22 protein-coding genes and 1 riboswitch are annotated in these 22462 nt (G+C 64.7%); of the genes, 6 read left to right on the forward strand and 16 right to left on the reverse strand.

Features of this window, described 5'->3' with window-relative positions; all coding sequences use genetic code 11:
• Positions 1–253 precede the first annotated feature (253 nt).
• A complete protein-coding gene (locus ACQY4S_RS22020; protein WP_428487339.1) occupies positions 254–706 on the forward strand; it encodes a DUF29 domain-containing protein in 453 nt (150 codons plus the stop codon).
• A gap of 293 nt (positions 707–999) precedes the next feature.
• Here the strand turns inward: ACQY4S_RS22020 and gcvP are convergent, their stop codons facing one another.
• The 5 genes from gcvP to ACQY4S_RS22045 all read right to left on the reverse strand — a co-directional run bounded on the left by gcvP (position 1000) and on the right by ACQY4S_RS22045 (position 7453).
• Complete coding sequence (gene gcvP / locus ACQY4S_RS22025) at positions 1000–3888, reverse strand: aminomethyl-transferring glycine dehydrogenase (protein ID WP_428487340.1); 2889 nt, start codon at positions 3886–3888, stop codon at positions 1000–1002.
• Positions 3889–3890: 2 nt separating this feature from the next.
• On the reverse strand, positions 3891–4277 hold the full coding sequence (gene gcvH, locus ACQY4S_RS22030) for a glycine cleavage system protein GcvH (protein WP_428487341.1): 387 nt from the start codon (positions 4275–4277) through the stop codon (positions 3891–3893).
• Between the two features lie 13 nt (positions 4278–4290).
• Positions 4291–5448: a glycine cleavage system aminomethyltransferase GcvT gene (gene gcvT / locus ACQY4S_RS22035; protein WP_428487342.1), complete on the reverse strand. Its 1158-nt coding sequence runs from the start codon at positions 5446–5448 to the stop codon at positions 4291–4293.
• Between the two features lie 152 nt (positions 5449–5600).
• Positions 5601–5694: riboswitch (glycine riboswitch) on the reverse strand.
• 176 nt (positions 5695–5870) lie between these two features.
• Positions 5871–7259, reverse strand: coding sequence for an amidase (locus tag ACQY4S_RS22040; RefSeq protein WP_428487343.1), 1389 nt, complete (start codon positions 7257–7259; stop codon positions 5871–5873).
• Positions 7256–7453, reverse strand: coding sequence for a hypothetical protein (locus ACQY4S_RS22045; protein WP_428487344.1), 198 nt, complete (start codon positions 7451–7453; stop codon positions 7256–7258). The genes ACQY4S_RS22040 and ACQY4S_RS22045 overlap by 4 nt, the downstream gene beginning before the upstream one ends.
• Before the next feature lie 239 nt (positions 7454–7692).
• Here ACQY4S_RS22045 and ACQY4S_RS22050 point away from each other — a divergent pair, with 239 nt between their 5' ends.
• The 3 genes from ACQY4S_RS22050 to ACQY4S_RS22060 all read left to right on the forward strand — a co-directional run bounded on the left by ACQY4S_RS22050 (position 7693) and on the right by ACQY4S_RS22060 (position 9649).
• Positions 7693–7842: a hypothetical protein gene (locus tag ACQY4S_RS22050; protein WP_428487345.1), complete on the forward strand. Its 150-nt coding sequence runs from the start codon at positions 7693–7695 to the stop codon at positions 7840–7842.
• Between the two features lie 60 nt (positions 7843–7902).
• Entirely contained in the window at positions 7903–8088 is a 186-nt protein-coding gene (locus ACQY4S_RS22055; protein ID WP_428487346.1) for a hypothetical protein, read from the forward strand.
• Between the two features lie 121 nt (positions 8089–8209).
• Positions 8210–9649, forward strand: a complete 1440-nt coding sequence (locus ACQY4S_RS22060; RefSeq protein WP_428487347.1) for a 4-hydroxyphenylacetate 3-hydroxylase family protein — start codon at positions 8210–8212, stop codon at positions 9647–9649.
• A gap of 78 nt (positions 9650–9727) precedes the next feature.
• Here the strand turns inward: ACQY4S_RS22060 and ACQY4S_RS22065 are convergent, their stop codons facing one another.
• The 3 genes from ACQY4S_RS22065 to ACQY4S_RS22075 all read right to left on the reverse strand — a co-directional run bounded on the left by ACQY4S_RS22065 (position 9728) and on the right by ACQY4S_RS22075 (position 12033).
• Positions 9728–10387 carry a hypothetical protein gene (locus ACQY4S_RS22065; protein WP_428487348.1) on the reverse strand — a complete coding sequence of 220 codons (660 nt, stop codon included), beginning with the start codon at positions 10385–10387 and terminating at the stop codon, positions 9728–9730.
• A gap of 129 nt (positions 10388–10516) precedes the next feature.
• Positions 10517–11146 carry a guanylate kinase gene (gene gmk / locus ACQY4S_RS22070; protein WP_428487349.1) on the reverse strand — a complete coding sequence of 210 codons (630 nt, stop codon included), beginning with the start codon at positions 11144–11146 and terminating at the stop codon, positions 10517–10519.
• Positions 11143–12033, reverse strand: coding sequence for a YicC/YloC family endoribonuclease (locus tag ACQY4S_RS22075; protein ID WP_428487350.1), 891 nt, complete (start codon positions 12031–12033; stop codon positions 11143–11145). Before ACQY4S_RS22075 ends, gmk begins: the two co-directional genes overlap by 4 nt.
• Before the next feature lie 81 nt (positions 12034–12114).
• Between ACQY4S_RS22075 and ACQY4S_RS22080 the strand changes: the two genes are divergently transcribed.
• Both ACQY4S_RS22080 and ACQY4S_RS22085 read left to right on the forward strand, forming a co-directional pair.
• Positions 12115–12738: a ribonuclease HII gene (locus tag ACQY4S_RS22080; RefSeq protein ID WP_428487351.1), complete on the forward strand. Its 624-nt coding sequence runs from the start codon at positions 12115–12117 to the stop codon at positions 12736–12738.
• Positions 12739–12858: 120 nt separating this feature from the next.
• Positions 12859–13908, forward strand: a complete 1050-nt coding sequence (locus ACQY4S_RS22085) for a site-specific DNA-methyltransferase (RefSeq protein WP_428488475.1) — start codon at positions 12859–12861, stop codon at positions 13906–13908.
• Between the two features lie 16 nt (positions 13909–13924).
• On the opposite strand, the gene ACQY4S_RS22090 is transcribed toward ACQY4S_RS22085, so the two are convergent.
• The 8 genes from ACQY4S_RS22090 to ACQY4S_RS22125 all read right to left on the reverse strand — a co-directional run bounded on the left by ACQY4S_RS22090 (position 13925) and on the right by ACQY4S_RS22125 (position 22317).
• Positions 13925–14137, reverse strand: a complete 213-nt coding sequence (locus ACQY4S_RS22090; protein ID WP_428487352.1) for a type II toxin-antitoxin system HicA family toxin — start codon at positions 14135–14137, stop codon at positions 13925–13927.
• Positions 14134–14337, reverse strand: a complete 204-nt coding sequence (locus ACQY4S_RS22095; RefSeq protein ID WP_428487353.1) for a type II toxin-antitoxin system HicB family antitoxin — start codon at positions 14335–14337, stop codon at positions 14134–14136. Before ACQY4S_RS22095 ends, ACQY4S_RS22090 begins: the two co-directional genes overlap by 4 nt.
• Positions 14338–14627: 290 nt before the next feature.
• Positions 14628–15917 carry a histidinol dehydrogenase gene (gene hisD, locus ACQY4S_RS22100; RefSeq protein ID WP_428487354.1) on the reverse strand — a complete coding sequence of 430 codons (1290 nt, stop codon included), beginning with the start codon at positions 15915–15917 and terminating at the stop codon, positions 14628–14630.
• A gap of 20 nt (positions 15918–15937) precedes the next feature.
• Positions 15938–16579 (reverse strand): flavin reductase family protein, encoded by a 642-nt coding sequence (locus tag ACQY4S_RS22105; RefSeq protein ID WP_428487355.1) that lies wholly within the window; start codon positions 16577–16579, stop codon positions 15938–15940.
• 190 nt (positions 16580–16769) lie between these two features.
• Positions 16770–18314: a DUF4070 domain-containing protein gene (locus ACQY4S_RS22110; RefSeq protein WP_428487356.1), complete on the reverse strand. Its 1545-nt coding sequence runs from the start codon at positions 18312–18314 to the stop codon at positions 16770–16772.
• A 490-nt stretch (positions 18315–18804) separates the two neighbouring features.
• Positions 18805–19758, reverse strand: coding sequence for an alpha/beta fold hydrolase (locus tag ACQY4S_RS22115; RefSeq protein ID WP_428487357.1), 954 nt, complete (start codon positions 19756–19758; stop codon positions 18805–18807).
• A gap of 110 nt (positions 19759–19868) precedes the next feature.
• Entirely contained in the window at positions 19869–20819 is a 951-nt protein-coding gene (locus ACQY4S_RS22120; RefSeq protein WP_428487358.1) for a DMT family transporter, read from the reverse strand.
• A gap of 187 nt (positions 20820–21006) precedes the next feature.
• On the reverse strand, positions 21007–22317 hold the full coding sequence (locus ACQY4S_RS22125) for an NAD(P)/FAD-dependent oxidoreductase (RefSeq protein ID WP_428487359.1): 1311 nt from the start codon (positions 22315–22317) through the stop codon (positions 21007–21009).
• Positions 22318–22462 lie beyond the last annotated feature (145 nt).

A 22462-nucleotide genomic window follows, 5' to 3' on the forward strand; every position in this document is an offset into this window, starting at 1 on the left:
GCGACCGTCCATTACGCCATCAGCCGAACCATGCGGAAGAACACGCACCGGCCCAAGCGGGCGATTGCCCTGATGCGAAGACCATCCGCAGGCCGTACGAGTTCGCATCGGCGGAGAGCACCATCGCTTCGGAAAACATGAGACCGGTCATCCTGGCAGGGCGCCGTGACATCAAGAAGCAATCATACCAACGGCGACGCAAATATAGTAGTCTATCAGGGTGTGTCTCACACGAGCGCCAGGGGATGACCGCATGAGCAACTTGTACGATACCGATATCGTGGTGTGGTCCGAACAGCAAGCGGAACTGCTGCGGCGGCTCGCGGCTGGTGAGGCAGTTAACGCGGCGGTCGACTGGGACAACATCATTGATGAGGTGGAGACGGTGGGCGAGTCTGAACGATCCCGCTTGGAGAGCCACATCGGAACGGTGGTCGAACATCTCATCAAGTTGCAAGCCTCGCCCGCGACAGGGCCGCGCAATGGCTGGAAGCGTTCTATCCGAAACGCTCGGCGCGGTATCATGCGATGCGTGAAGCGCAGCCCTAGCCTGCGCCACCAGATTGGCGCGATTATTCAGGATGAAACACCGGGTGCGCGGGATGACGCCGCAGCATCAATGCGCGATTACAGCGAGGAACCCTGCGTCGAAATCGACAGTCTGACGTACACCGACGATCAGGTGCTGGGTGACTGGTTTCCGTGACTGGCGTGACCGTGCATTGGGTCAGTCCAGCACCTTCTGAAATCACTGTTCCGATGGCGCGGCTTGCCTGTGTTGACGGTTTAGAGCCCGACCGCCTGAGGCTGACCCGTCAGAAGGCATGAGGTGTTGTGACCAGGCAAGTCGTTCTCGATCCTAAGGAAGCTGCCGTTCACGGCTTTCGCATCCATGGCCTGAAGGCTGGCACTGGAACCGGTTGGTAGCCCCCTTCTGTTTCCAAATTCGATAGCGTGAATGCCGCCTCTCGTCAGCGTGGCGGAAGGCGCCCCTCGCCACTACTCCGCCGCCTCCGCGTACGCTTCCAGCGGCGGACACGTGCAAACCAGGTTCCGGTCGCCATGCACATTGTCGACCCGCTTCACCGGCGGCCAGTATTTTCCCGCCGCGACCCACGGCAACGGAAACACCGCCTGCTCACGTGTATAGGCATGTGTCCACACATCCGCCGCGACCTCCCGGCCGGTATGCGGCGCGTTCTTCAACGGGTTGTCCACCCGGTCAAGCGTGCCGGCGGCGATCGCGGCGATCTCCGCCCGGATCGCAATCATTGCTTCACAGAACCGATCTAGCTCGGCCATCGTTTCACTTTCCGTCGGCTCGATCATCAGCGTGCCGGCGACCGGCCAGGACATCGTCGGCGCGTGGTAGCCGAAATCCTGCAGCCGCTTGGCGATGTCTTCCACCTGCACGCCAGCCTCGGCCGCGAAGCCGCGGCAGTCGACAATGCACTCATGCGCGACGATGCCGCCCGGACCGGAATACAGCACCGGATAGGCGCCATGCAGCCGAACCGCGATGTAGTTGGCCGACAGGATCGCGACCTCGGTGGCGCGTTTCAACCCGGCCGGACCCATCATGCGGATATAGGCGTAGGAGACCGGCAGGATCAGCGCGCTGCCGAAGGGTGCCGCGGACACCGGTCCGATGCCTGTCGCCGGACCCGCATCCGCGCGCAGCGGATGGTTCGGCAGGAAGGCCGCCAGATGCGCCGCCACCCCGATCGGCCCGACCCCCGGCCCGCCGCCGCCGTGCGGGATGCAGAAGGTCTTGTGCAGGTTCAGATGACAGACGTCCGCCCCGATCGAGGCCGGGCAGGTCAGCCCCACCTGCGCGTTCATGTTGGCGCCATCCATATAGACCTGACCGCCATGCTCATGCACCGCGCCGCAGATGTCGCGGATGTCGGCTTCGAAGACGCCATGCGTGGATGGGTAGGTAATCATCAGCGCCGCCAGCCGAGGCCCGTGCTTCGCCGCCTTGGCACGCAGATCGGCCAGATCGACATTGCCATCGCGGTCACAGCCGACGACAACAACCTTCAGCCCCGCCATCGCCGCGCTCGCCGGATTGGTGCCGTGCGCGGAGGACGGGATCAGGCACACATCGCGGTGCGCCTCATCCCGCGATGAGTGCCAGGCGCGGATCACCAGCAGGCCGGCATACTCGCCCTGCGATCCCGCGTTCGGCTGCAGCGATATGGCGTCGAAGCCGGTCACCGCGCACAGCCATGTTTCCAGCCGGCGGATCAGGGTCAGGTACCCGGCGGTCTGGTCGGCTGGCGCGAACGGATGGATGTCGGCGAAACCCGGCAGGGTGACCGCGACCATCTCCGCCGTGGCGTTCAGCTTCATCGTGCAGGAGCCGAGCGGGATCATGCTGCGGGTGAGCGCGATGTCCTTGTCCTCCAGCCGCTTGAGGTAGCGCAGCATCTCGTGTTCGGCGTGGTGCTGGTTGAAGACCGGCTGCTTCAGGAAGCCGGCGCCCCGCAGCAGACCGGCCGGAATGCTGGCGACCGCGCCATCCAGCTCCGCCCCCAGCAGCAACGCCAAGGCGGCCATGTCGTCGCGGGTGACGGTCTCGTCCAGCGCGATCCCGACACCGGTCGCATCCACCTGCCGAAAGTTGAAGCCGGCATCGGCCGCTCGTTGGATCAGGTCGGCGGCGCCTTCGACAACGATGGTGTCGAAGAACGCATCGTGGCGCACCGTCAACCCCGCCCGCAGCGCGCAGTCCGCCAGCATCCGCGCCTGCAAGGAAACCCGGCGGGCGATCCGACGCAGCCCGTCCGGCCCGTGCCACACGGCATAGAACCCGGCGATGACCGCCAGCAGGACCTGCGCGGTGCAGATGTTGGAGGTCGCCTTCTCCCGCCGGATGTGCTGCTCGCGCGTCTGCAATGCGAGCCGCATCGCCGGCTGTCCTGCCGCATCCAGCGATACGCCGACCAGGCGACCCGGCATAGCGCGCTTGAAGCTGTCGCGTGTGGCGAAGAAGCCGGCATGCGGGCCGCCGAAGCCCATCGGCACGCCGAAGCGCTGCGCCGACCCGACAACGACATCCGCGCCCATCTCGCCCGGCGGCGTCAGCAACGTCAGCGCCAGCGGATCGGCGGCGACCAGCGCCAGCGCGCCAACCTCATGCGCGGCGCTGATTTCCGTCGACAGGTCGCGCAGCGCGCCCGTGGTGCCCGGGTATTGCAGCAGCAGCGCGAAGGCGTTGGCGGCACCGATCGCGGCAAGATCGCCAGGAGCGACGGGAACAAACGTGATGCCCAGCGGCTTGGCGCGTGTCGCCAGCACTGCCAGCGTCTGCGGATGCAGGTCCGTTGCCACCGCCAGCACGTCGGATTTCGTCTTGCTGACGGCATGCGCCATGGCCATTGCCTCGGCCGCGGCGGTCGCCTCGTCCAGCAGCGAGGCATTGGCGATCGGCAAGCCGGTCAATTCGCAGATCAGTGTCTGGAAATTCAGCAGCGCCTCCAGCCGGCCCTGCGCGATCTCCGCCTGATAAGGCGTGTAGGCGGTGTACCAGCCGGGATTTTCCAGCACGTTGCGGAGAATGACCGGCGGCGTGACGGTGCCGTGGTAACCCATCCCGATCAGGGATTTTTTCACGACGTTCCGCGCCGCGAGGCCGCGCAGTTCGGCGATCGTGCCAGCTTCGTCCACCGGTGCGGGCAGATCCATCGCCACGTTTGATCGGATCGACTGCGGTACTGCCTTGCCGGCCAAAGCATCCAGCGTTGCGGCAGCGACGCCATCGTTCCGTGTCGCAGCGGCGACGACGCGCAGCATTGCCGTCAGTTCAATCTCGGACGGCCCGATATGACGGCGCGCGAAGCCGTCCGCTTCCTCAAGCTCCGCCAGTTCGGCCAGAACATCCATGCTTACAAGGTCTCCAGATATTCGTCGTAGCCGTCCAGATCCAGCAACTGCTCGAAGGCTGCCGGATCATCCAGCTCGATGCGGAAGAACCAGCCCTCGCCCTCGGCATCGCTGTTGACGATGGACGGATCCTCGACGATCGTTTCATTGACCTCAACGACCTTGCCGGCAAGTGGAGCAAAAATGTCGGAGGCAGCCTTGACGCTTTCGACCACGGCACAGGTCTCGCCTTCCACGACGTTGCGTTCCAGTTCCGGCAGCTCGACGTGCACCAGATCGCCGAGTTGCTCCTGCGCATGATCGGTGATGCCGACGGTGGCGATGTCGCCATCCAGCACCGCCCACTCGTGTTCTTTCGTATAACGCTTGTCTGCACTCTTGCTGGCCATGGAAGCGCTCCTTTCAGCGGATGTACTGATGCGGTGTGAACGGCAGTGGAACGACTGTCGCCGGCACCGCCTTGCCGCGGACGATCAGGTTCAGGCTCGTGCCATCGGCGGCAAGGTCCTTGCGGACATAGCCCATGGCGATCGGGCCGTTTACCGACGGGCCGAAGCCGCCGGAGGTAATCGTGCCGGCCTCGGTGCCATCGTCGGCCATGATGGTGGTCAGCGCACGGGCCGGCGTGCGCCCGTCCGGGCGGATGCCGACGCGGCGCCTAGGGACGCCATGATCGAGCTGATCGCGCATCAGCAGCCCACCGGGGAAGTCCCAGTCAAGCTTGCGCCGTTTGCCGATCACCCAGGTCAGGCCGGCCTCGATCGGGCTGGTCAGTTCGTCAATATCGTTGCCATACAGGCACAGTCCGGCTTCGAGGCGAAGCGAATCCCGGGCGCCCAGTCCGATCGGCACGACCTCCGGCTGCGCCAGAAGCCGGTCGGCCAACAGCTCCGCCTGGGCGGCGGGAACCGAGATCTCGAAACCGTCCTCGCCGGTGTAGCCCGAGCGGGAGACTTGGCAGTCGATGCCATTCAGCGAGACCCAGGCAATGCCCATGAACGCCAGCGCGGCGGCCTGGGGCGACAGGCGGCCGATCACGGCGGCCGCTTGCGGACCTTGCAGGGCAAGCAGCGCGCGGTCTTCCTGGATCTCGAGTGTAGCACCGTCCGGCAGATTGGCGGCCAGATGGGTGAAATCAACATCCTTGCGGCTGGCATTGACCACCACGAACAGCCGGTTCGCGTCGAGTTTGGCGACCATCAGGTCGTCGATGATGCCGCCTGCCGGGTTCGTCAGCAGCGTATAGCGCTGCCGCCCTGGCTTCAGGCCAATGATGTCGCCGGGCACCAGCCGCTCCAGCGCCGCCGCGACATCGGTTCCGGTCAGTGTCGCCTGCCCCATGTGCGAGACATCGAACATCCCCGCGGATACGCGGGTGTGCAAGTGCTCCGCCATCACGCCGCCGCGGCAACGCGACGCGAGATCGCTGGAAAAATCGTATTGCACCGGCATTGCGTAGCCGGCGAACGGCACCATCCGCGCACCATGGCGACGGTGCCATCCATCCAGCGGGGTCAGTCGCAACGGCAGGGGGTCGTCTGGCTGTACAATCTGCGCCACGCATGGTCTCCGCCAACAGGGTCATCCACCGGCGGAATGCCGGCGGAATTGACCCCCCTCTGTCGCGGAACCTGAGAGATTCGGGGGCCTGACCCCTTACTCCGTCGGTGCGAACCGACGCTTGCGCGACGGTTCGGCTTTCCAGAGATCCCTAACCCGTCGCGGTCCTGGATGCCTGAGCGTTTCCGGGGGTCGGTTGCGCCTTCGGCGGCGGGATCGGCTCCCGCACTCTCCCGCGGCGGGTGCCTGGGACGAACGCAACATGCCTCCTTAACAGGGTGGATGCCAAGCGGTTTGATGCAATACGAAGGTTTAAGCGGCGGCGGCGCAAGATCCATCAAGCCTCCCACGCGATACCGCTGGCATGACGTGAAGCGAACGCACGGTAACGGCAAGCCAGGCGCTTCTTTCCACGCGACCGCTCAAGCCACCAGCGCCGGCCGCTGCGAGCGGTAATCAGTCGCCTTCTCGAACGCATCCGCGACCTGGAACACCTTTGCCTCCTGGAACGGCTTCCCGGCGATCTGCATCGACACCGGCAAACCGGCCGGTCCAAAGCCCGAGCACACCGCAATCGCCGGATACCCCGACACATTGAACGGCATCGTCAGGCTCGGCTTTGCGAACAGGTCCCAGGGCGGGATCGCGTCCAGCTTGGGTGCCTCACCCGCCGCACCGGCGGTGATCACCACATCCAGCCCGGCCATCGCCGCCCGCAGCTCGGCCCGCAACTCTCGCCGCCGCCGCACTGCCTGCACGTAATCCACGCCGGACACCAGCGCGCCCATCATCAGCCGCCGCCGCACCCGCTCACTGAAGTCGCCCAGCCTGGTGCGCGCCCATTCCTCATAGGCGGCGGCGCGTTCCGTGATCGAGATCAGTGAACCGCACGCGTGCCAGTCCTGCAGCGGCGACAACCTGACATCGGTGACCAATGCGCCGAGGTCCCGCAACAGCGTCACCGCCTCGTCGATGCCGCGCTGGGTGGCGGCGGCGACCTTGTAGTCCTGCTCGTGGAAATGCCGGATCACGCCGACCTTCACGCCGGCAAGCGGAACACCGATCAGCGCGCTGTAATTCGGGATCGGCCGGGTGGCGCTGGCCGGATCGGCCGGATCGTGACCAGCGAGCACCTGCAGCATCAGGGCGCAGTCCTCGGCGGTCCAGGCCATCGGGCCGATATGATCCAGGCTGAACGCGGCGGGTGCGACGCCGGCGCGGGAGACAACGCCGTAGGTCGGCTTGATCCCGGCGATGCCGCACAAGGCCGCCGGCCCACGAATCGACCCGCCGGTGTCGGTGCCAATGCCGCACAGGATCATCCCGGCGGCCACCGCCGAACCGGTGCCGCTGGATGACCCGGCGGTGAAGTGGGCCGGATTCCACGGATTGACGGCGGGCGGCTTTGGCAGATCGAATGAAGGGCCGCCGTCGGCGAACTCGTGCGTCGTCAGCTTGCCCATCAGCACCGTACCGGCGGCGGCCAGTTTCGCCGCGCAGGTCGCATCGGTGGTGGGAACGTTGTCCTGCAGGATGGCCGATTGGCAGGTGGTCGGTATGCCGGCGGTATCGACGATGTCCTTCAGGCCGATTGGGATGCCGTGCATTGGGCCGGACGGCCCGGACTTCATGATCGCCGCTTCCGCCGCCTTCGCGTCGGCCAAGGCGCGTTCTTCCGTCGGCAGGACGAAAGCATGCAGCGTGTCGTTCAGCGCGCGGATGCGGTCCAGGCAGGCTTTCGTCAGTTCGACCGGCGACAGCTTCCTGGCCGCGATCAGCCTGGCGGCCTCGGCGATGGTGGGAATGCTCATCCCAGGTCCTCCGCCGTGAAGCCGAACGTGTGCGCCGGTTCCGCCATGCGGCCGCGCGGCTGGCGTACCCGAGCCTTCATCTCAGCCAGCAGGTCATGGATGGATGTCAGGTCGGCCTTCTGCGCATCGGTCAGTTCGATGCCCGATGCTGCAAGCAGATATGACAGCGCGGAGTCGTTCAAAGCAGGTGGCATGGTTTGTACTCCTGATGGTCCGGATGGTCCGGCGATACACAGCAAGAAGCGGGCCGTCGAAAAGGATGCCGTGGCACGAGCATGCGGGTTCGCCACGATCGGCTTCGTACTGACCATCAATCACCGTTGGCCCGAGCCCAGGCTTTGCCATGCAGCACCAGGATGGCCGGTGAATACCGCAACGGGGGTATGGCGCCGGGTCCTCCTTCGGATCGAATGCGGCGCTGTCGGAGCAGGACGTGGACCGCGACGGCGACATCCCGCTTGATGCCTTTCACGATGGCTTGATCGCCAAGCGCGGTTATGCGGGAAGGCCGAAAATCCGGCACTCCATGTCGTTCGTCACGGCTGCCTCCGATGAAGTGCCCGCCCTTCGCGTTCGTGGTTAGCAGGAATGCTGCATCCGTAGCCGAGATCTCGCGTTTCAGATGGATACGGAGGAGAATGCCATGCCGCTACCGCCGATCTCGCCGCCGGACGCACCCCCGCCGGACCCCGCGCCGGATCAGGCGCCCGGTGGTCCGATCGAGAACCCGATCCCGCCGCCGGACATGCCACCAGGTGTGCCGCCAGGAATTCCGGGGGAGCCGATGCCGACACCGCCGAATTCTCCACCGGGACCGATCGTGGCATAGCGCCACAAGCCGGATGCGGGATCGATTGGCGCTGCATTGACAGGTGGCGAGCCGGCGTTACGTCGCATCGCTTTACACCAGCGCGGACCACAACCCGCTCCACGTCAAGGAGTTCCCGTCCATGCCAGCCCGCACCGGCGTCCAGTTCCTCAACGCCCTGCGAGACAAGCGCGCGCTTTGGCTTGGCGCTGAACGCGTGACCGATCCGCTCGATCACCCGGCCCTGCGTGGTGCGGCACAAGCCATCGCGGCGGTCTTCGACCTGCATCACCAATATCCCGAAGACTGCCTGATGCCCGATCCGCAAACCAACGAGCCGATCGCCGTCAGTCACATCATCCCGCGCTCGAAGGACGATCTGCGGCGCCGCCATACCGCGCTGCGCCGCGTCGCCGAGTTCTCCGTCGGCCTGATGGGCCGCACGCCTGACTACATGAACGTTACTTACGCGGGTTTCGCCGGCCGATCGGACGAATGGGGCATCAATGGCAACGAGCAAGGCGCCGCCAATCTTGTCAGGTTCCAGAAGCAACTTGCCCGCGACGACCTCAGTCTGACGCACACCCTGATCCATGCCACGATCGACAAATCCAGGGGCCATGTCCCGACCGGACTGGACGACACCCAGTTGCACAAGATCGAGGACACCGAACACGGCATCCTGGTGAAAGGCGCGCGCGTGCTGGCCACCCTCGCTCCCTTTGCGGACGAACTGGCGGTCTATCCAAGCCAGCCGATGCCCGACGCCTCCGCTCGCCATGCGCTGTCGTTCTGCATCCGCATGGACACCCCAGGCCTGAAATTCATCTGTCGCGACAGCGTCGCCATGCCTGACAACCGCTTCGACCACCCGCTGTCAGCCCGCTTCGATGAGCAGGACGCCTTCGTCATCTTCGACAACGTCGAGGTCCCGCGCGACCGCGTCTTCATCGACGGCAACCTGCCGGTCTACAATACCGTCATGTCGGCAAGCTGGCGTGGCAACGCCATGCAGCAGACAATGATCCGGGCCTGGACGAAACTCGAATTCGCCTGGGGCATCGCCAACCGCATGGCCGACGCGATCGGCGCCAACGATCCGGTCACGCAGCAGATGCTCGGTGAGATCTGGTCCTATGCGGAACTCACCCGCGCGGCGGTCCACTCCGGCGAGGAAAGTGCATATGAATACGGCAACGGCGCCTGGTTTCTCGACCGGCGGCCGATGGACGCGTTGCGGGCCGTGCTGCCGTACTGGTTTCCCAGGGTGAACGAGATCATCCGGCTGATCGGCTCGCACAACGTGCTGGCGACGCCCACCGCCGCCCAGTTCGCCGATCCGCAGCTACGCCCGCTGATCGACAAATACCTGCGCGGTGCCGGCGATGTCTCGGCGCAAGACCGCGCGAGGATCTTCCGTCTCGGCTGGGATTTCGCCGGCAGCGCGCTGGCCAGCCGGAATGAGCAGTACGAGCGGTTCTACCTCACCTCCGGCGCCCGCAACCGTCAGGGCGCCCAGATGCGCGCCGACCGGACAGAGGCGAACCGTCTGGTCGATCGGTTCCTGGACGAACCGGCGTAGCTACACCAGTGGCCGCCTTGTCGCCCACTGACTTGACATAGACCGACACATGCCGCCGTTTCATCGATCGCCGCAAGATTACAAGTCAAGCCGAGAATTTATCGCCTCTACTATTTTGAATACGTAATTGACGTCATTCTTCGAGGTGCTGACGTTGAGGTCTCCATGGACCAGTGAATTACGAATTGAGCTTAGACCGCGTAGACGTTTGGCCTCCTGGTGACTGATCTGCCCGTCCATGGCGAGCCGTTCGATGACTTGCATGGAAGTGAGAGGCTTCAAGGACATTCTGATATCTTCAGGGTAAAGGCGTTGAGCAAGCGCTTCGAGTAGCGACCAGCCTTCAACCATTGCGGCTCGCATATGGCCTAATTGCTCTAAGCTGCGCGTCTCTTGGATCGCTTGATCAACCTGAGACTTTCGCGGGCGAGAGAGCTCAATGATTTCGCTGGGATCTTCGCCAGCATAAACGAGCAAATACCTCCATCTGCTTCGCGACGAAGCAGTCTGGCTAAGCTGGGCTAGTAAGAGCTTAGGGTCGGGCGAACCCTGCTGCTTCACCTCTATGATGACTTTGTCATGCGGTTCGATCGCCAGCGCATCGGGTCTACGATTACCCAGAAAGTCGGGCACCTGATCGATAGGTGGTTGGATTATGAAATCATAGCCCTTGGATCGAAAATCGTCACGTAGACGTTCCAGCGTTACCCGCTCAGAATCCGCAATACTCGTGCTCACGACGCATACCTCCAGGCCAGATCATCCTCAAGACGAATGTACAGCGCTGGACGGAAACGTCCTTACGGTCGTGGCGCGTCGCCGTCCGGCGGCAGTGCGATGCCAGCTCGATGACGAGCCACGGCCCAGTTATGCAAGTCCAGCAACAAACCGCGGCAACTCCGCCTGGCGCACGGTCGCCAGCCTGGCGGCGTGCAAGACCGCGCGAACCGCCTCCGTGGCGGCGGGAAGATTATCGTTCACCACCACATGATCGAACTCCGCCCAGTGGCTGATCTCATCCCGGGCGACCCGCATCCGGCGTTCGATTTCCGCCGCGACATCGCCCGCCCTGCGGCGCAGCCGAAGCTCGAGGGTGGCAAGGTCAGGCGGCAGAATGAACACGCTGACGACATCACCCGGAAGTTTCTGCCGTAATGCGCAATGCCCCTGCCAATCGATGTCGAACACCACGTCGCGGCCAGCCTCCAGCGCCGCCTCCACCGGCGCGCGCGGTGTGCCATAGGCATGTGTGCCACGCAGCACCCGCGCCCATTCCAGCAGGGCGCCGTCGGTGATCGCCGCCTGGAACAAGGTCTCGCTGATGAAGTGGTAGTGCACGCCGTCGATCTCACCGGCGCGCGGCTGCCGGGTGGTGACGCTCACCGAGCGTTCCAGCGCCGGCTCGGTGGCCAGCAGCGCATCGGTGATCGCAGTCTTGCCGGCCCCGGATGGCGCCGACAGAACCAGGCAGACGCCGCGGCGCGCGATCTCGATCATTCGATGTTCTGCACCTGCTCGCGCACCTGCTCGATCGCCGCCTTCAGCTTCAGACCGGTGGCGGTCAGCGCGGTGGAGGCGGATTTGCTGCACAACGTGTTCACCTCCCGGTTGAACTCCTGCGTCAGGAAATCCAGCTTGCGGCCGATCAGCTCTGCCTCCGCCAGCAGATCATGCGCGGCGGCGATGTGGCTGGACAGCCGGTCAAGCTCCTCCCGCACATCGGACCGGCTGGCGAGGATCGCAACCTCCTGCGCGATCCGCTCTTCCGACAGATCAGGTGTTTCGCGCAGCAGGGTTCGCAGATTGTCCAGCATGCGCGCGCGCTGCGCCGCCGGCTGTCCGGCCGCCTGTTCGGCGGCCTGATCGCGCAGCCGCGTGATCTCCTGCAACTGGCTGGTCAGCAGGCTCGCGAGGCGTTCGCCCTCGGACCGGCGGAAGTCCACCAGGCCGGCCAGGGCGGCGATAAAGCCGGTGTGGACGTCCGCGCCGGCCAGCGTCCGTTCCTCCTGCTGGTCCGCCTGCGCCTGGCGCAGCACGCCGGGCAGCGACAACAATGCCGCCGCCGACACGGGCGGGCTGCCGGGAAGCCGCCGGTGCAGGTCAATCGCGATCGTCAGCACCTGCTCCAGCGCCGCCGGGTCCAGTTCCAGCCGGGTCTCCGACTGGCGCTTGAGCGTCAGGTTGGCGGTAACATTGCCACGCTTCAGCGCCTTGCCCGCAAGCTCGCGCCATCCAGCCTCCTGGCTGTCCCAGCCGTTCGGCAGGCGGAACCGCAGGTCGAGCGAGCGGCCGTTGACGCTGCGGACCTCCCATGCCCAGGCGATGCCGCTGGTGTTGCCCTCGGTGCGGGCAAAGCCGGTCATGGAGGCAATCGCGATTCGCATGGGATGGTTTCATACCAGCGCCGCGGGCGGAAGCGAAGCGATTGCTTCGACGACTCGGCAAGGGCCTGCTAGGCAACGCGGATGCCCAGTCTGGACATGGAACTGGCCGCCGGCGGCCGAGTCGCGGGGGTGGACGAAGCCGGACGTGGCCCGCTCGCCGGCCCGGTGGTCGCGGCCGCCGTGGTGCTGGGCGTGGCGACATCACCCGAACTGGCCGAATTGCTCGATGATTCGAAGAAACTGACGCCGAACCAGCGGCTGGCCGCGTATCTGGCACTGCGGGCGTCGACCGCCGAGATCGGCGTCGGCGCCGCGTCGGTCGCCGAGATCCACCGGCTGAACATCCTGCATGCCTCCATGCTGGCGATGCGCCGAGCCGTCGCTCGCCTTGGCATCCCGCCCGATCTGGCGCTGATCGACGGCAATTATCCACCGAAAATGGACTGCGTGGTGCGCTGCGTGGTCGGCGGCGACGCGCTGTGCCTGTCGATCGCCGCGGCCTCCATCGTGGCGAAAGTGGTGCGCGACCGGGCGATGGTTCGGCTGGCCGGGCGCTGGCCGGGCTACGGGTGGGAGGTCAACGCCGGCTACGCGACGCCGCCGCACCGGGCGGCGCTGCGGCGGCTGGGGCCGACCAGGCACCATCGGTCAGGCTTCGGCACGGTGGCTCGCCTGCGGCTGGAACTCGCGTCGTTTGCCGATTGACGTGACTTCGAGCGGCCCGTCACGATAAGCCAGGAATGGGCATAAGGTTGGAATCAGGTCTTGGACCTCTATCACGAGTTGCCGCTGGACCAGATTCTGCGGGGCGAGTGTGTGCAGATCATGCGCATGCTGCCCGAGGCCTCGGTGGACTGCGTCTTCGCCGATCCGCCCTACAATCTGCAACTACGCGGTGAACTGCGGCGTCCCGACGAAAGTCTGGTGGACGGTGTCGATGACGACTGGGACCGCTTCACCGATTTTCCCTCCTACGACGCCTTTACCCGCGACTGGCTGACCGAGTGCCGCCGCCTGTTGCGCAAGGACGGCACGATCTGGGTCATCGGCGCCTACCACAATATCTTCCGCATCGGCGCCATCCTGCAGGACCTGGGCTTCTGGATCCTGAACGACGTGATCTGGCGCAAGTCCAACCCGATGCCCAACTTCCGCGGCCGACGCTTCACCAACGCGCATGAAACGCTGATCTGGGCGGCGCGCGGCAAGGATTCTCGATATCGCTTCAACTACCAGGCGATGAAGTCCCTGAACGACGACATCCAGATGCGCAGCGACTGGTTCATCCCGCTGTGCACCGGCCCGGAGCGGCTGCGCAACGCGCATGGCCTGAAGCTGCATCCGACGCAGAAGCCGGAGGCGCTGCTGCATCGTGTCCTGCTGGCCAGCACCAACCAGGACGATATCGTGCTGGACCCGTTCACCGGCACCGGCACCACGCCCGCGGTTGCCAAACGGCTGCGGCGGCGCTTCATCGGCATCGAGCGCCATCCAGCCTATGCCGAGGCGGCCATTGGGCGGGTGCGGCGGACGCGCGCGGTCTCGGTGGAGGGCGCGACAGCGGCGCCAACCCGGCGGGAGGCGCCGCGCATCCCGTTCGGCAGCCTGGTCGAGCAGGGGCTGATCGCGCCCGGCACCCAGGTCTTCGACAAGCAGCGGCGGGTTACCGCGATGGTCGGCCCGGACGGGTCGCTCAGCGCCGGGGACATCCGCGGCTCGATCCACAAGGTCGGCGCGCTGCTGCAGAACGCGCCGAGCTGCAACGGCTGGATGTTCTGGCACTTCGAGCGAAACGGAACGCTGCTGCCGCTGGACGTGCTGCGCGCCGGGATGACAGGTACCGTGGACGCTTTGTCGGATCCCTTGCCGGCGTGAGGAAACACGCTACGGACTATAGGTCGTCGGGGCGAAGGCCCGTACGCTTCGAAATCCGTGCCAGCATACGTGGTCCGATTTCCTCTCCATCGTGGAAAGCGAAGATGTAATCCGGCCAGTCGGGCCGTGACAAAAGGCGATGCGAGCCAGACTGCCGCTTGAGCGTCCAGCCAATGCGATTAAGCGCCCGTAACACCAAGCCCGCGTTGACGGCGGGCCAGTTGCTCACGCGGGGGCGAAGAGGTCGCGCGCCTCGTCCGGCACCGGATCGCCGTGCTCGATCAGGTCAGCAATCACACGACATGCGAGAGCGGCAACGCGGGAGCGCGCCTCGGCCGCGGTTGCGCCATATGCCAGCGCACCGGGTACTGCCAGGACTTCAGCGATCCAGCGTCCGTCTTCTTCTTGCTCAACCTCGATTGTCAGCATCGGCAACTCCTTTAGAGCGAATATGGAACCTGCGCCACGCGGATACGAGTGGAAACGCTGGGCCGACGAACCTGCTTATCCAAACAATAATAATGCTATCAGGGTCGTGTATAGGTGATCTTCCGGACCGAGCGGACGCTTGAAAGCGAAAGTCTCTCGCGATCCGATACTTGTCTTGAAAACTTTGCACGAACAAGTCGTGCGAATTGAACTGATCCACAGTCATTAACGCCTTGTTGTCGTTACGGCATGGCGTTCATACAGCCTGCTGTGCCAACCGTTGCACATTTTTATGTTGCCGCATTCTTACCCCCATACCGGCGCACCCGAAGATCCGCCTGCTCCTGGTGCCCGGAGAAATTCTCGATCGCGCACAGCCGCGAACAATATTCCCCGATCATTGCCGTCGCCTCCGGGCTGACCTGCTGATACGTCACCGTCTTGAGGAATTTTCCCACCCACAGGCCGCCGGTGTAGCGCGCGGCCTTCTTTGTCGGCAGCGTATGGTTGGTGCCGATCACCTTGTCACCATAGGCGACATTGGTTTCCTTCCCCAGGAACAGCGCGCCGTAGTTGGTCATGCGATCGAGGAACCAGCGCGGCTCGCGGGTCAGCACCTGCACATGCTCGCTGGCGATCCGGTCGGCCTCCGCCACAAGTTCCTCATCGGTGTCGCACAGGATCACCTGGCCATGGTCGCGCCAGGCGACGCTGGCGATGTCAGCGGTCGGCAACACCGCCAACTGGCGCTCGATCTCCGCCTCGATGCCCTCGGCAATACGTCGGCAGGTCGTCAGCAGCACCGCCGGCGAGGTCGGCCCGTGTTCGGCCTGGCCCAGCAGGTCGGTGGCGCACATCTCCACATCGGCGGAGTCGTCGGCAATGATCAAGGTCTCGGTGGGGCCGGCCAGCAGGTCGATGCCGACGCGGCCGAACAGTTGCCGCTTCGCCTCCGCCACGAAGGCGTTGCCTGGGCCGACCAGCATGTCCACCGCCGCGATCGTCTCGGTGCCCAGCCCCATCGCGCCGATCGCCTGGATGCCGCCCAGCAGGTAGATCTCATCGGCGCCGCCCAGCGCCATGGCGGCAACGGTGGCAGCCGGGGGCACCCCGTTCAGCGGCGGCGTGCAGGCGGCGATCCGTTTCACCCCGGCGACCTTCGCCGTCAGCACCGACATATGGGCCGAGGCAACCATCGGATACCGCCCACCCGGCACATAGCAGCCGACGCTGGCCACCGGGATGTTCTTGTGGCCCAGGCGGATGCCGGGCAGGGTTTCCACCTCGATATCGCGCAGCGCCTCCTTCTGCGCCTGCGCGAAGCGGCGGATCTGCGCCTGGGCGAATTTGATGTCGTCGATGACCTGGGTGGGCAGGCTGTCGATCAGCGACTGGATTTCGTCTGGCGTCAGCCGGAAGGATGCCGGTTGCCACTTGTCGAACCTTGCCGACAATTCCCGCACCGCGGCGTCGCCGCGAGCGCCGATATCCTCCAGGATGGCTTCCACCGTCTGGCGGACGCGACGGTCAGCCTGATTTTTTTCAGCTTCGGTCGCACCTTGCTTCAATGTCCGGATCATGCGCTCGCCCTCTTTGTCGATCAGGCGCGATAGGCGGCCTCCGGAATTTTCGCAAGTTCGGAGCTGCACAGCTTTCCCGACGCCAGGCCATAGAAGTGCTGGAAACTTATGATCAGCGGGCGCCATTTGTCGGGATCGATGCGGTCGGGTTCGCCCTCGGTCAGAACATCGGTCGCGGCGTGGACGTTCCGCACCACGACGTGCAGCGCCAGGCTGCGGCCGCGCCAGATGGGGTCCTTTTCCGCGATCGGGTGGACCGCCTCCAATTCGGCTTCAAGCTGGACCGGGCATTCCATCACGCGGAGCGCCTTGACAATCAGCGAAGCGGTTGGGGTCAGACCGGCGACCTCGAATTTCCCGCCGACATGGCGATAGCCTCGACGGGCTTTACCTTCGGGCACCGGATCGCTGCCGGTGGTTCGGGCGATGCGGTCCACTTGAGCGGCCATGCTGTCCGAGGGAAGGTTCAGCACACACTCGCCGGTGCGCAGCAGGTTTTGCGTGGTCTTGGACATCGCCGCGAGGCCCAGGATACAGCGCTGGCCGAGCCACCAGGCGGAGGACATCGGAGCGAGATTGGCTGAACCGTCCTCGTTGACGGTGCTGATCAGCACGACAGGGGTGCCGAAGTACAGGATGGCGGGGTGGGTAACCTGATGCATGGCGTCTCTCCTTGTGCCAGCGAGAGATAGGCCGCGCATGGGAACGCTCGCCTGCCGGTTGTTGCCTAGGTTATCGCAAGCATGGCCGGAACGAGAGAGCGGCGCTGAGCCACCTTCGAGTCACACGTTTCTCAACGTCGCGGCAGGATCCAACTGGCTCAGGCAACCAGTCCATGCACCAGCCCAAGGCCTACCTTCCGGCGCCGACCGCGATCTTGGCCGGCACTAACTCAACATCCCCCTCATCGCCTTCGTCTTTCAGTTGCGCACGCTCGGCGAGCATCTGGGCGATCAACCGGTCGAAATGAAAGTGTAGCGCACACCGGATCGCATAGATGCGAAGCAAGTGGAGTCTTTTCGGCCGCTTGACGACATTCCACAGCCGCCAGCGGTACTCGCGGCGCAGCGTCGCGTCGGGAACGCCGCGCATCAGTTGCATGACAATGAAAACTGTCTCGGCAAGCGACCACGACCAGGCCTTCAGGCGGCGCCAGGGATGCCGGCGCAGATAGCGCGTCCGCGCCGAGGCCGGTGGCAGCTCGCCCTCGAGATAGAGCGCATCCAGGCGGCCGAAATAGGCCTCGGGCGTGTACAGGTCGCGGATCAAGGCCAGGTAGCCGTCGCATAGCGCGCGCCGGCTGATCCGTTTTGGAATCACATTGGTGCTGACAGTGCCAAAACTCGACAGCTCTCCGCTGTTGTCGAGCCGTCCTTCCTTCTGCAACCGGGCGAAAAGCGGGGTCCGCGGAATTGCCACCAAAACATTGACCATGGCGAGCGGAATCCGCGCGTCCCGCAGAAAGCGCCGTTGCAGGTCGAACACGCTCTCATCGTCGGTGTCGAAGCCGACGATCATCCCGCACCACACCTCGATGCCAGCCCGTTGGATGCGATGGACCTTGTCGAGCAAGCTGCCGTGCCTGTCGGTCAGGTTCTGGCTTTTCTTGGTTTCCCGCAACGCCTCCTCGTTGGGCGATTCGATGCCAACAAACACTTCGGTGATATTGGCATCGAACATCAGCCGCAGAAGTTCCTCGTCTTCCGCGAGGTCGATCGAAGCCTCCGTAGCGAAGCTGAGCGGGTAGCCACGCGCCTCCTGCCAGGCGATGATCTCACGCAGGATGCCTTTTATGACTTTCTTGTTGCCAATCAGATTATCATCGACAATGAAAAGATTGGTCTTGCCGACGGCAAGGCAGCCTTCGAGTTCGGCGATGACCTGTGACACGCCTTTGACTCGCGGGCGGCGGCCGAACACCACAATGATGTCGCAGAACTCACAGGTAAACGGACAGCCCCGCGACAACTGCACGCTGCCATAGACATACTTGCTCATTCGCAACAGATCAAGGCGTGGTGGCGGCACTGTCGCCATGTCGGTCTTTTCGGCCTGCTCATAATGCCGACCATGGCGGCCTTCGCGCCATTCCACCAGGAAGCGCGGCCAGGTCTCCTCCGCCTCGCCGACGAACACCACGTCTGGAACGTCGCCAAAATCTTCCGGAAAGACGGTGACCCAGGGACCGCCGACGACCGTGAAGATTTGCCGCTTCTTCAGTTCGCCGAGGATTTCATGCATGCGCGCACGTTGAACATTCATGCCGGTGACGCCGACGATATCGGCGCGGGCGCAGCGCTCGAAATCGATCGCTTCGACATTTTCGTCAATCAGCGTGACGGTATGATCCGCCGGGGTCAGCGCCGCCAGCAGCGGCAGGTTGATCACCGGCAGCACCGCCTTGGCATCGAGAAAGGGTAACGCGTAGTTCATTCCCCAATAGGATGGGCTGAACCGAGGATTGATCAGGACGATGTCGGCTATGGTCGCGGCCCTCCATTTGTACAAGGATGCAAATCCGCTTGATCCATCGGCCAACAAAGCCCGATTTCAAGGCGCCGTATCCTACGATGAACACGCGACAGGAATGCCGACGCGCCCCAGCCATCAAAATGACCTCGGTCACCGATCGACTTTATAATGATCGGTATAACTAGGTTAACCTACAGTGCACGGATTTTGCCCCTCAGACAACCGGGGGACAGGGCAGCGCCTTGATGCATGCCAAGGAGCCTGCCGGCGTCGATCGCTTCGATCAGCCGCGTAGAAAGCCTGCGCCACCAGGACTATCGGTTCGCCGCGTGAGTGATAGCGTTAGGTGACGCTATCGCAGATTGGCCGGGGTTGCTAACCACCGCTTCAAACCCATCAGTGCCGGCGCGCTTGCTCAGGAAAGCACTTCGGTTTCAATCCATCCCACAACACGTGCCGCGAGATCATCACTGTTGTCGTCCATCATGAGCATATGGGAGTTTCCGTGCACGCCCATCTCGGCCAGACGCCAGTCGGTCACCCGTGCGCCCTGCTGGATCAGCCGAACGGCCAATCCCGTCATCGCCGCCGCTAGTCCTTGCCAGAGTGGTGTCGCGTCAAGATAGTCACCCATCATGAACAGAAAGGGAATGCCGCTCAGCTTCGCGGCGGGTTCACCTTGCGGAAAACCCGATGGCTCCACCAGGACCGCGCCAGCGATCAGGTCAGGGCGACGCCACGCCGCCTCCAACGCGATCAAGCCGCCATTGCTGTGCGACACCAGGACCGCGGGCCCGATGCGATCGAGTATCGCCACCAGCGCCTCCGCGGCAGCCGGGATGGTGGAGAACCAGCGTGGCACGTGCTGGCAAAGCAGTGTGTCCAGCGCCGCCACTGGATGCCGCTGCCCCTTGAAGGCTTGCCGGTGCGGATAGCCCTCGGGCGGGCCGAACCGATACAACGTCCACATCTCCTGCGCACTGCGCGCGACCGGCGTCTCCGGCCAGACCCCCGGCAAGGCGCACCAGCCCGCTCGGCCGCGCTCCACCCCGTCCACCAGGTGAACGGGGAAGCCTGCCCGCAGAAAGCGGTCAAGCCATCCGGGGCGGCCGTCAGGCGTCGTTTCCCACATCGCGCCCGTCAGGCAGCCGCCATGCACGAGCACGACGGGCGGTCGCCCGCCAGCATTCGCCGGAACGATGAATTGCACATAGGCCTGCTCGATCCAGTAGGTCCCGTTGGGGTCATGCTCGATCGCGGCCTGGGCGGAGAAATGGATGGAGCGCGTCGCCTGACCCGCGACATCAATGCGCTTGCCGCCGGCAAAATAACTGCCGAACTGCGTGATGCTAAGCGACGATGAGGCCATCTGAACCCGTTTCCCCGTTGCAACACGATAAGAGTCGAAAGGACTAACATACGTCCTGGCAAGCGTCTGCTAGCTCGATTCTCGGTTTTGCTTGCGGACGGCATGGTCTCTCAAGCGGTTGAGGACGACACCGCCCTGGCGGTCGATGGCACAGGGCGCAGGCGAGCCGGCCGCAGCGCCAGGCCGGAGGCGCCCAGCATCAGCGTCATGCCCGCGGCGTCGCCCCAATCCAGCTTTTCGCCAAAAAACCCGCAGCCGATCACCACCGCGATGACCGGGGAGATGAACGCATAGGTTCCCGATCGGCTGGCGCCCCAGTCGCGCACCAGCATGAGATACATCGTGGTGGAAAGCAGCGCACCAGGAACCAGCAGGTACAGCCAGGCCAGCAACGCCGGCCATCCCCAGTGGAATTGCATCGACCGCCACGCTCCTGGTTCGACGGCCAGCGAGGCAAGCAGCAATATCAGGCCACCGGTCAGGTCGGTCAGGCCGGCCAACTGGACCGGTTCCAGGGTGCGCATGATTGGCCGGGTCATCACCGAACCGGCGCTATAGCAGAGGCAGCTTATGATGACGCCGGCGGCGCCGATCATCTCCCACACGTCCAGCCTGCCAGCCAGGGCAGCCGGGCCGAACAACACCAGTACGCCGATGATGCCGACACCGATCGCGCCAAGCTGACGGATGTTGAACCGTTCCTGCCCACAGCCAACAGCGAACACCAGCAGGGCGATCGGGGTCAGCGCGGAACTGATCACCGCGGCGAGGCCGGCGGTGATGTGCTTCAAGGCATAAAGCTGGATCACCTGGTTCAGGGTGATCAGCAGTATCGAGACGAACAGCAGGCGCGCGATCAGCCGGGGCGGCGGCATCACCCGCTGGCCGCGGAAGCGGCGGAACGCCAGCAGGATGGCGCCCGCGATGCTCCAGCGCAGGCCGGCGAAGACGCCAGGCGACACCGTGGCGATGCCGATTTTCATCGCCAGCCAGGTGGTGCCCCAGACAAAGCAGATGAAGACGAACATCGCACGCTGCGATGCGGTCGAGGTGATTATCATCGGCAACGCGGACGCCCTTCAACCAGACTGGTTCATCTGGTTGCCCCCCAGTAGCCTATCCAAGCCAATAGTTGCCGCGCCGAAGCGGAAAGGCCGCTATGCATCAGACGGACGCGCCGGCCTCACGATAATCGCCAGACGAACGCGTTTGCCTGATGAGAGCCGTACGCCGCGTCACGGCCGGTGGTCAGGCCGCTGTCGTTCGCGCGAACCGGGCGAGACGGAAAGGCGTCGGATCGACCGCCGGCCGGTCGCCGGCCACAAGGTCCGCCATCAGCCGGCCGGCGCCCGGCCCAATGCCGAACCCGTGACCGGAGAAGCCGGTGGCAATGAAAAAGCCCGGTGTGTGGCTGACCTGGTCGATCACCGGCACGGCATCGGGCGTGACATCGATCAGGCCGGCCCAGGACTCGGCGATTTTCATGCCGGCAAACGCCGGGAAGGCGCGGGACAGGACCTTGCGCGCCTCGTCCAGCACGCCCTGTTTGGGTTTGGGATCCAGCATCCGGACCGCCTCGAACGGGGTGGCTTCATCCAGGTTCCAACGGCGCGCGATACGAAGTTCGTCCCAGGATCGCCGGCCGATGCGCAGGCGGATCTCGTTGCGGTTGTTGATGATACGCGGCAGGAAGTCGGACAGCAGGCGAAAATGGTCGGGCGTGATCTCCGCCGTGTTGGCGTTGCGACGGGCGATCGAGTAGCCGCCGTCCAGCCGTTTGCGAAACGCGAAGACTGATCCGGCGGCCGTCATCTCGGGTGCCCCGCGCAACGGCGTGGTTCGAAACACCGAACCGAGGACTTTCAGTTGCGGCAGATCAAGCCCCGCGTTGCCGGCGAACAGGCGCGACCAGGCGCCGCCGGCCAGCACCACGGCGCCGCAGGCGATGCGGCCGCGTTCGGTGACAACGCCGCTGATGCGGCCGGCGCTACGCTCGATGCCGCGGACCGCGGTATTTGTAAAGATCAGCGCGCCGTGGTCGCGGGCAGCCTCGGCGATCGCCGGGGCGGCGATGGCGGGTTCGGCTCGCCCGTCGGACGGTGTGTGCATGCCGGCGGTGAAGGCGTGGCTGGCGCCGGGCAGGGCTTTGTCCAGAGCCGAACCGCGCAGCAGGCGGGCATCGACCTGATATTGGCTGGCCTCGGAAAGCCAGGCCTCCTGCGCGGCGATCTCCCGTTCGGTCTCGCATAGATACATCACGCCGGCTTGGCGGAAGCCGGTTTCGCGGCTGGTGCGGCGGTTCATGTCGCGCCACAGGCGCAGACTGTCCATCGCCAGCGGGATTTCGCCCTTGTCGCGGCCCATGGTACGGCACCAGCCCCAGTTGCGGGACGACTGCTCGCCGCCGATGCAGCCTTTTTCGCACAAAGTGACGGCAGTCCCTTTCTCCGCCAGGAACAGGGCCGTGGTGACGCCGATGATGCCGCCGCCGATGATCACGACATCCGTATGGTCGGGCAGCGTGGGATCGGACGCAACGGGCTCGACAGGGGGCGACATAGGCGCATCATAGTGCATTGGGTCAAAGAGGTAAGGCCAGGGCGCTGCCCTGGACCCGCAAAGGGGGCCAGCCCCCTTTGATCCCATCAATAGACGGGTTCCAAGGGCGTCAGCCCTTGGCGGGGTTTGGGGCAGCGCCCCGATC

This window comes from Rhodopila sp., assembly GCF_965276935.1.
Taxonomy (GTDB): domain Bacteria; phylum Pseudomonadota; class Alphaproteobacteria; order Acetobacterales; family Acetobacteraceae; genus Rhodopila.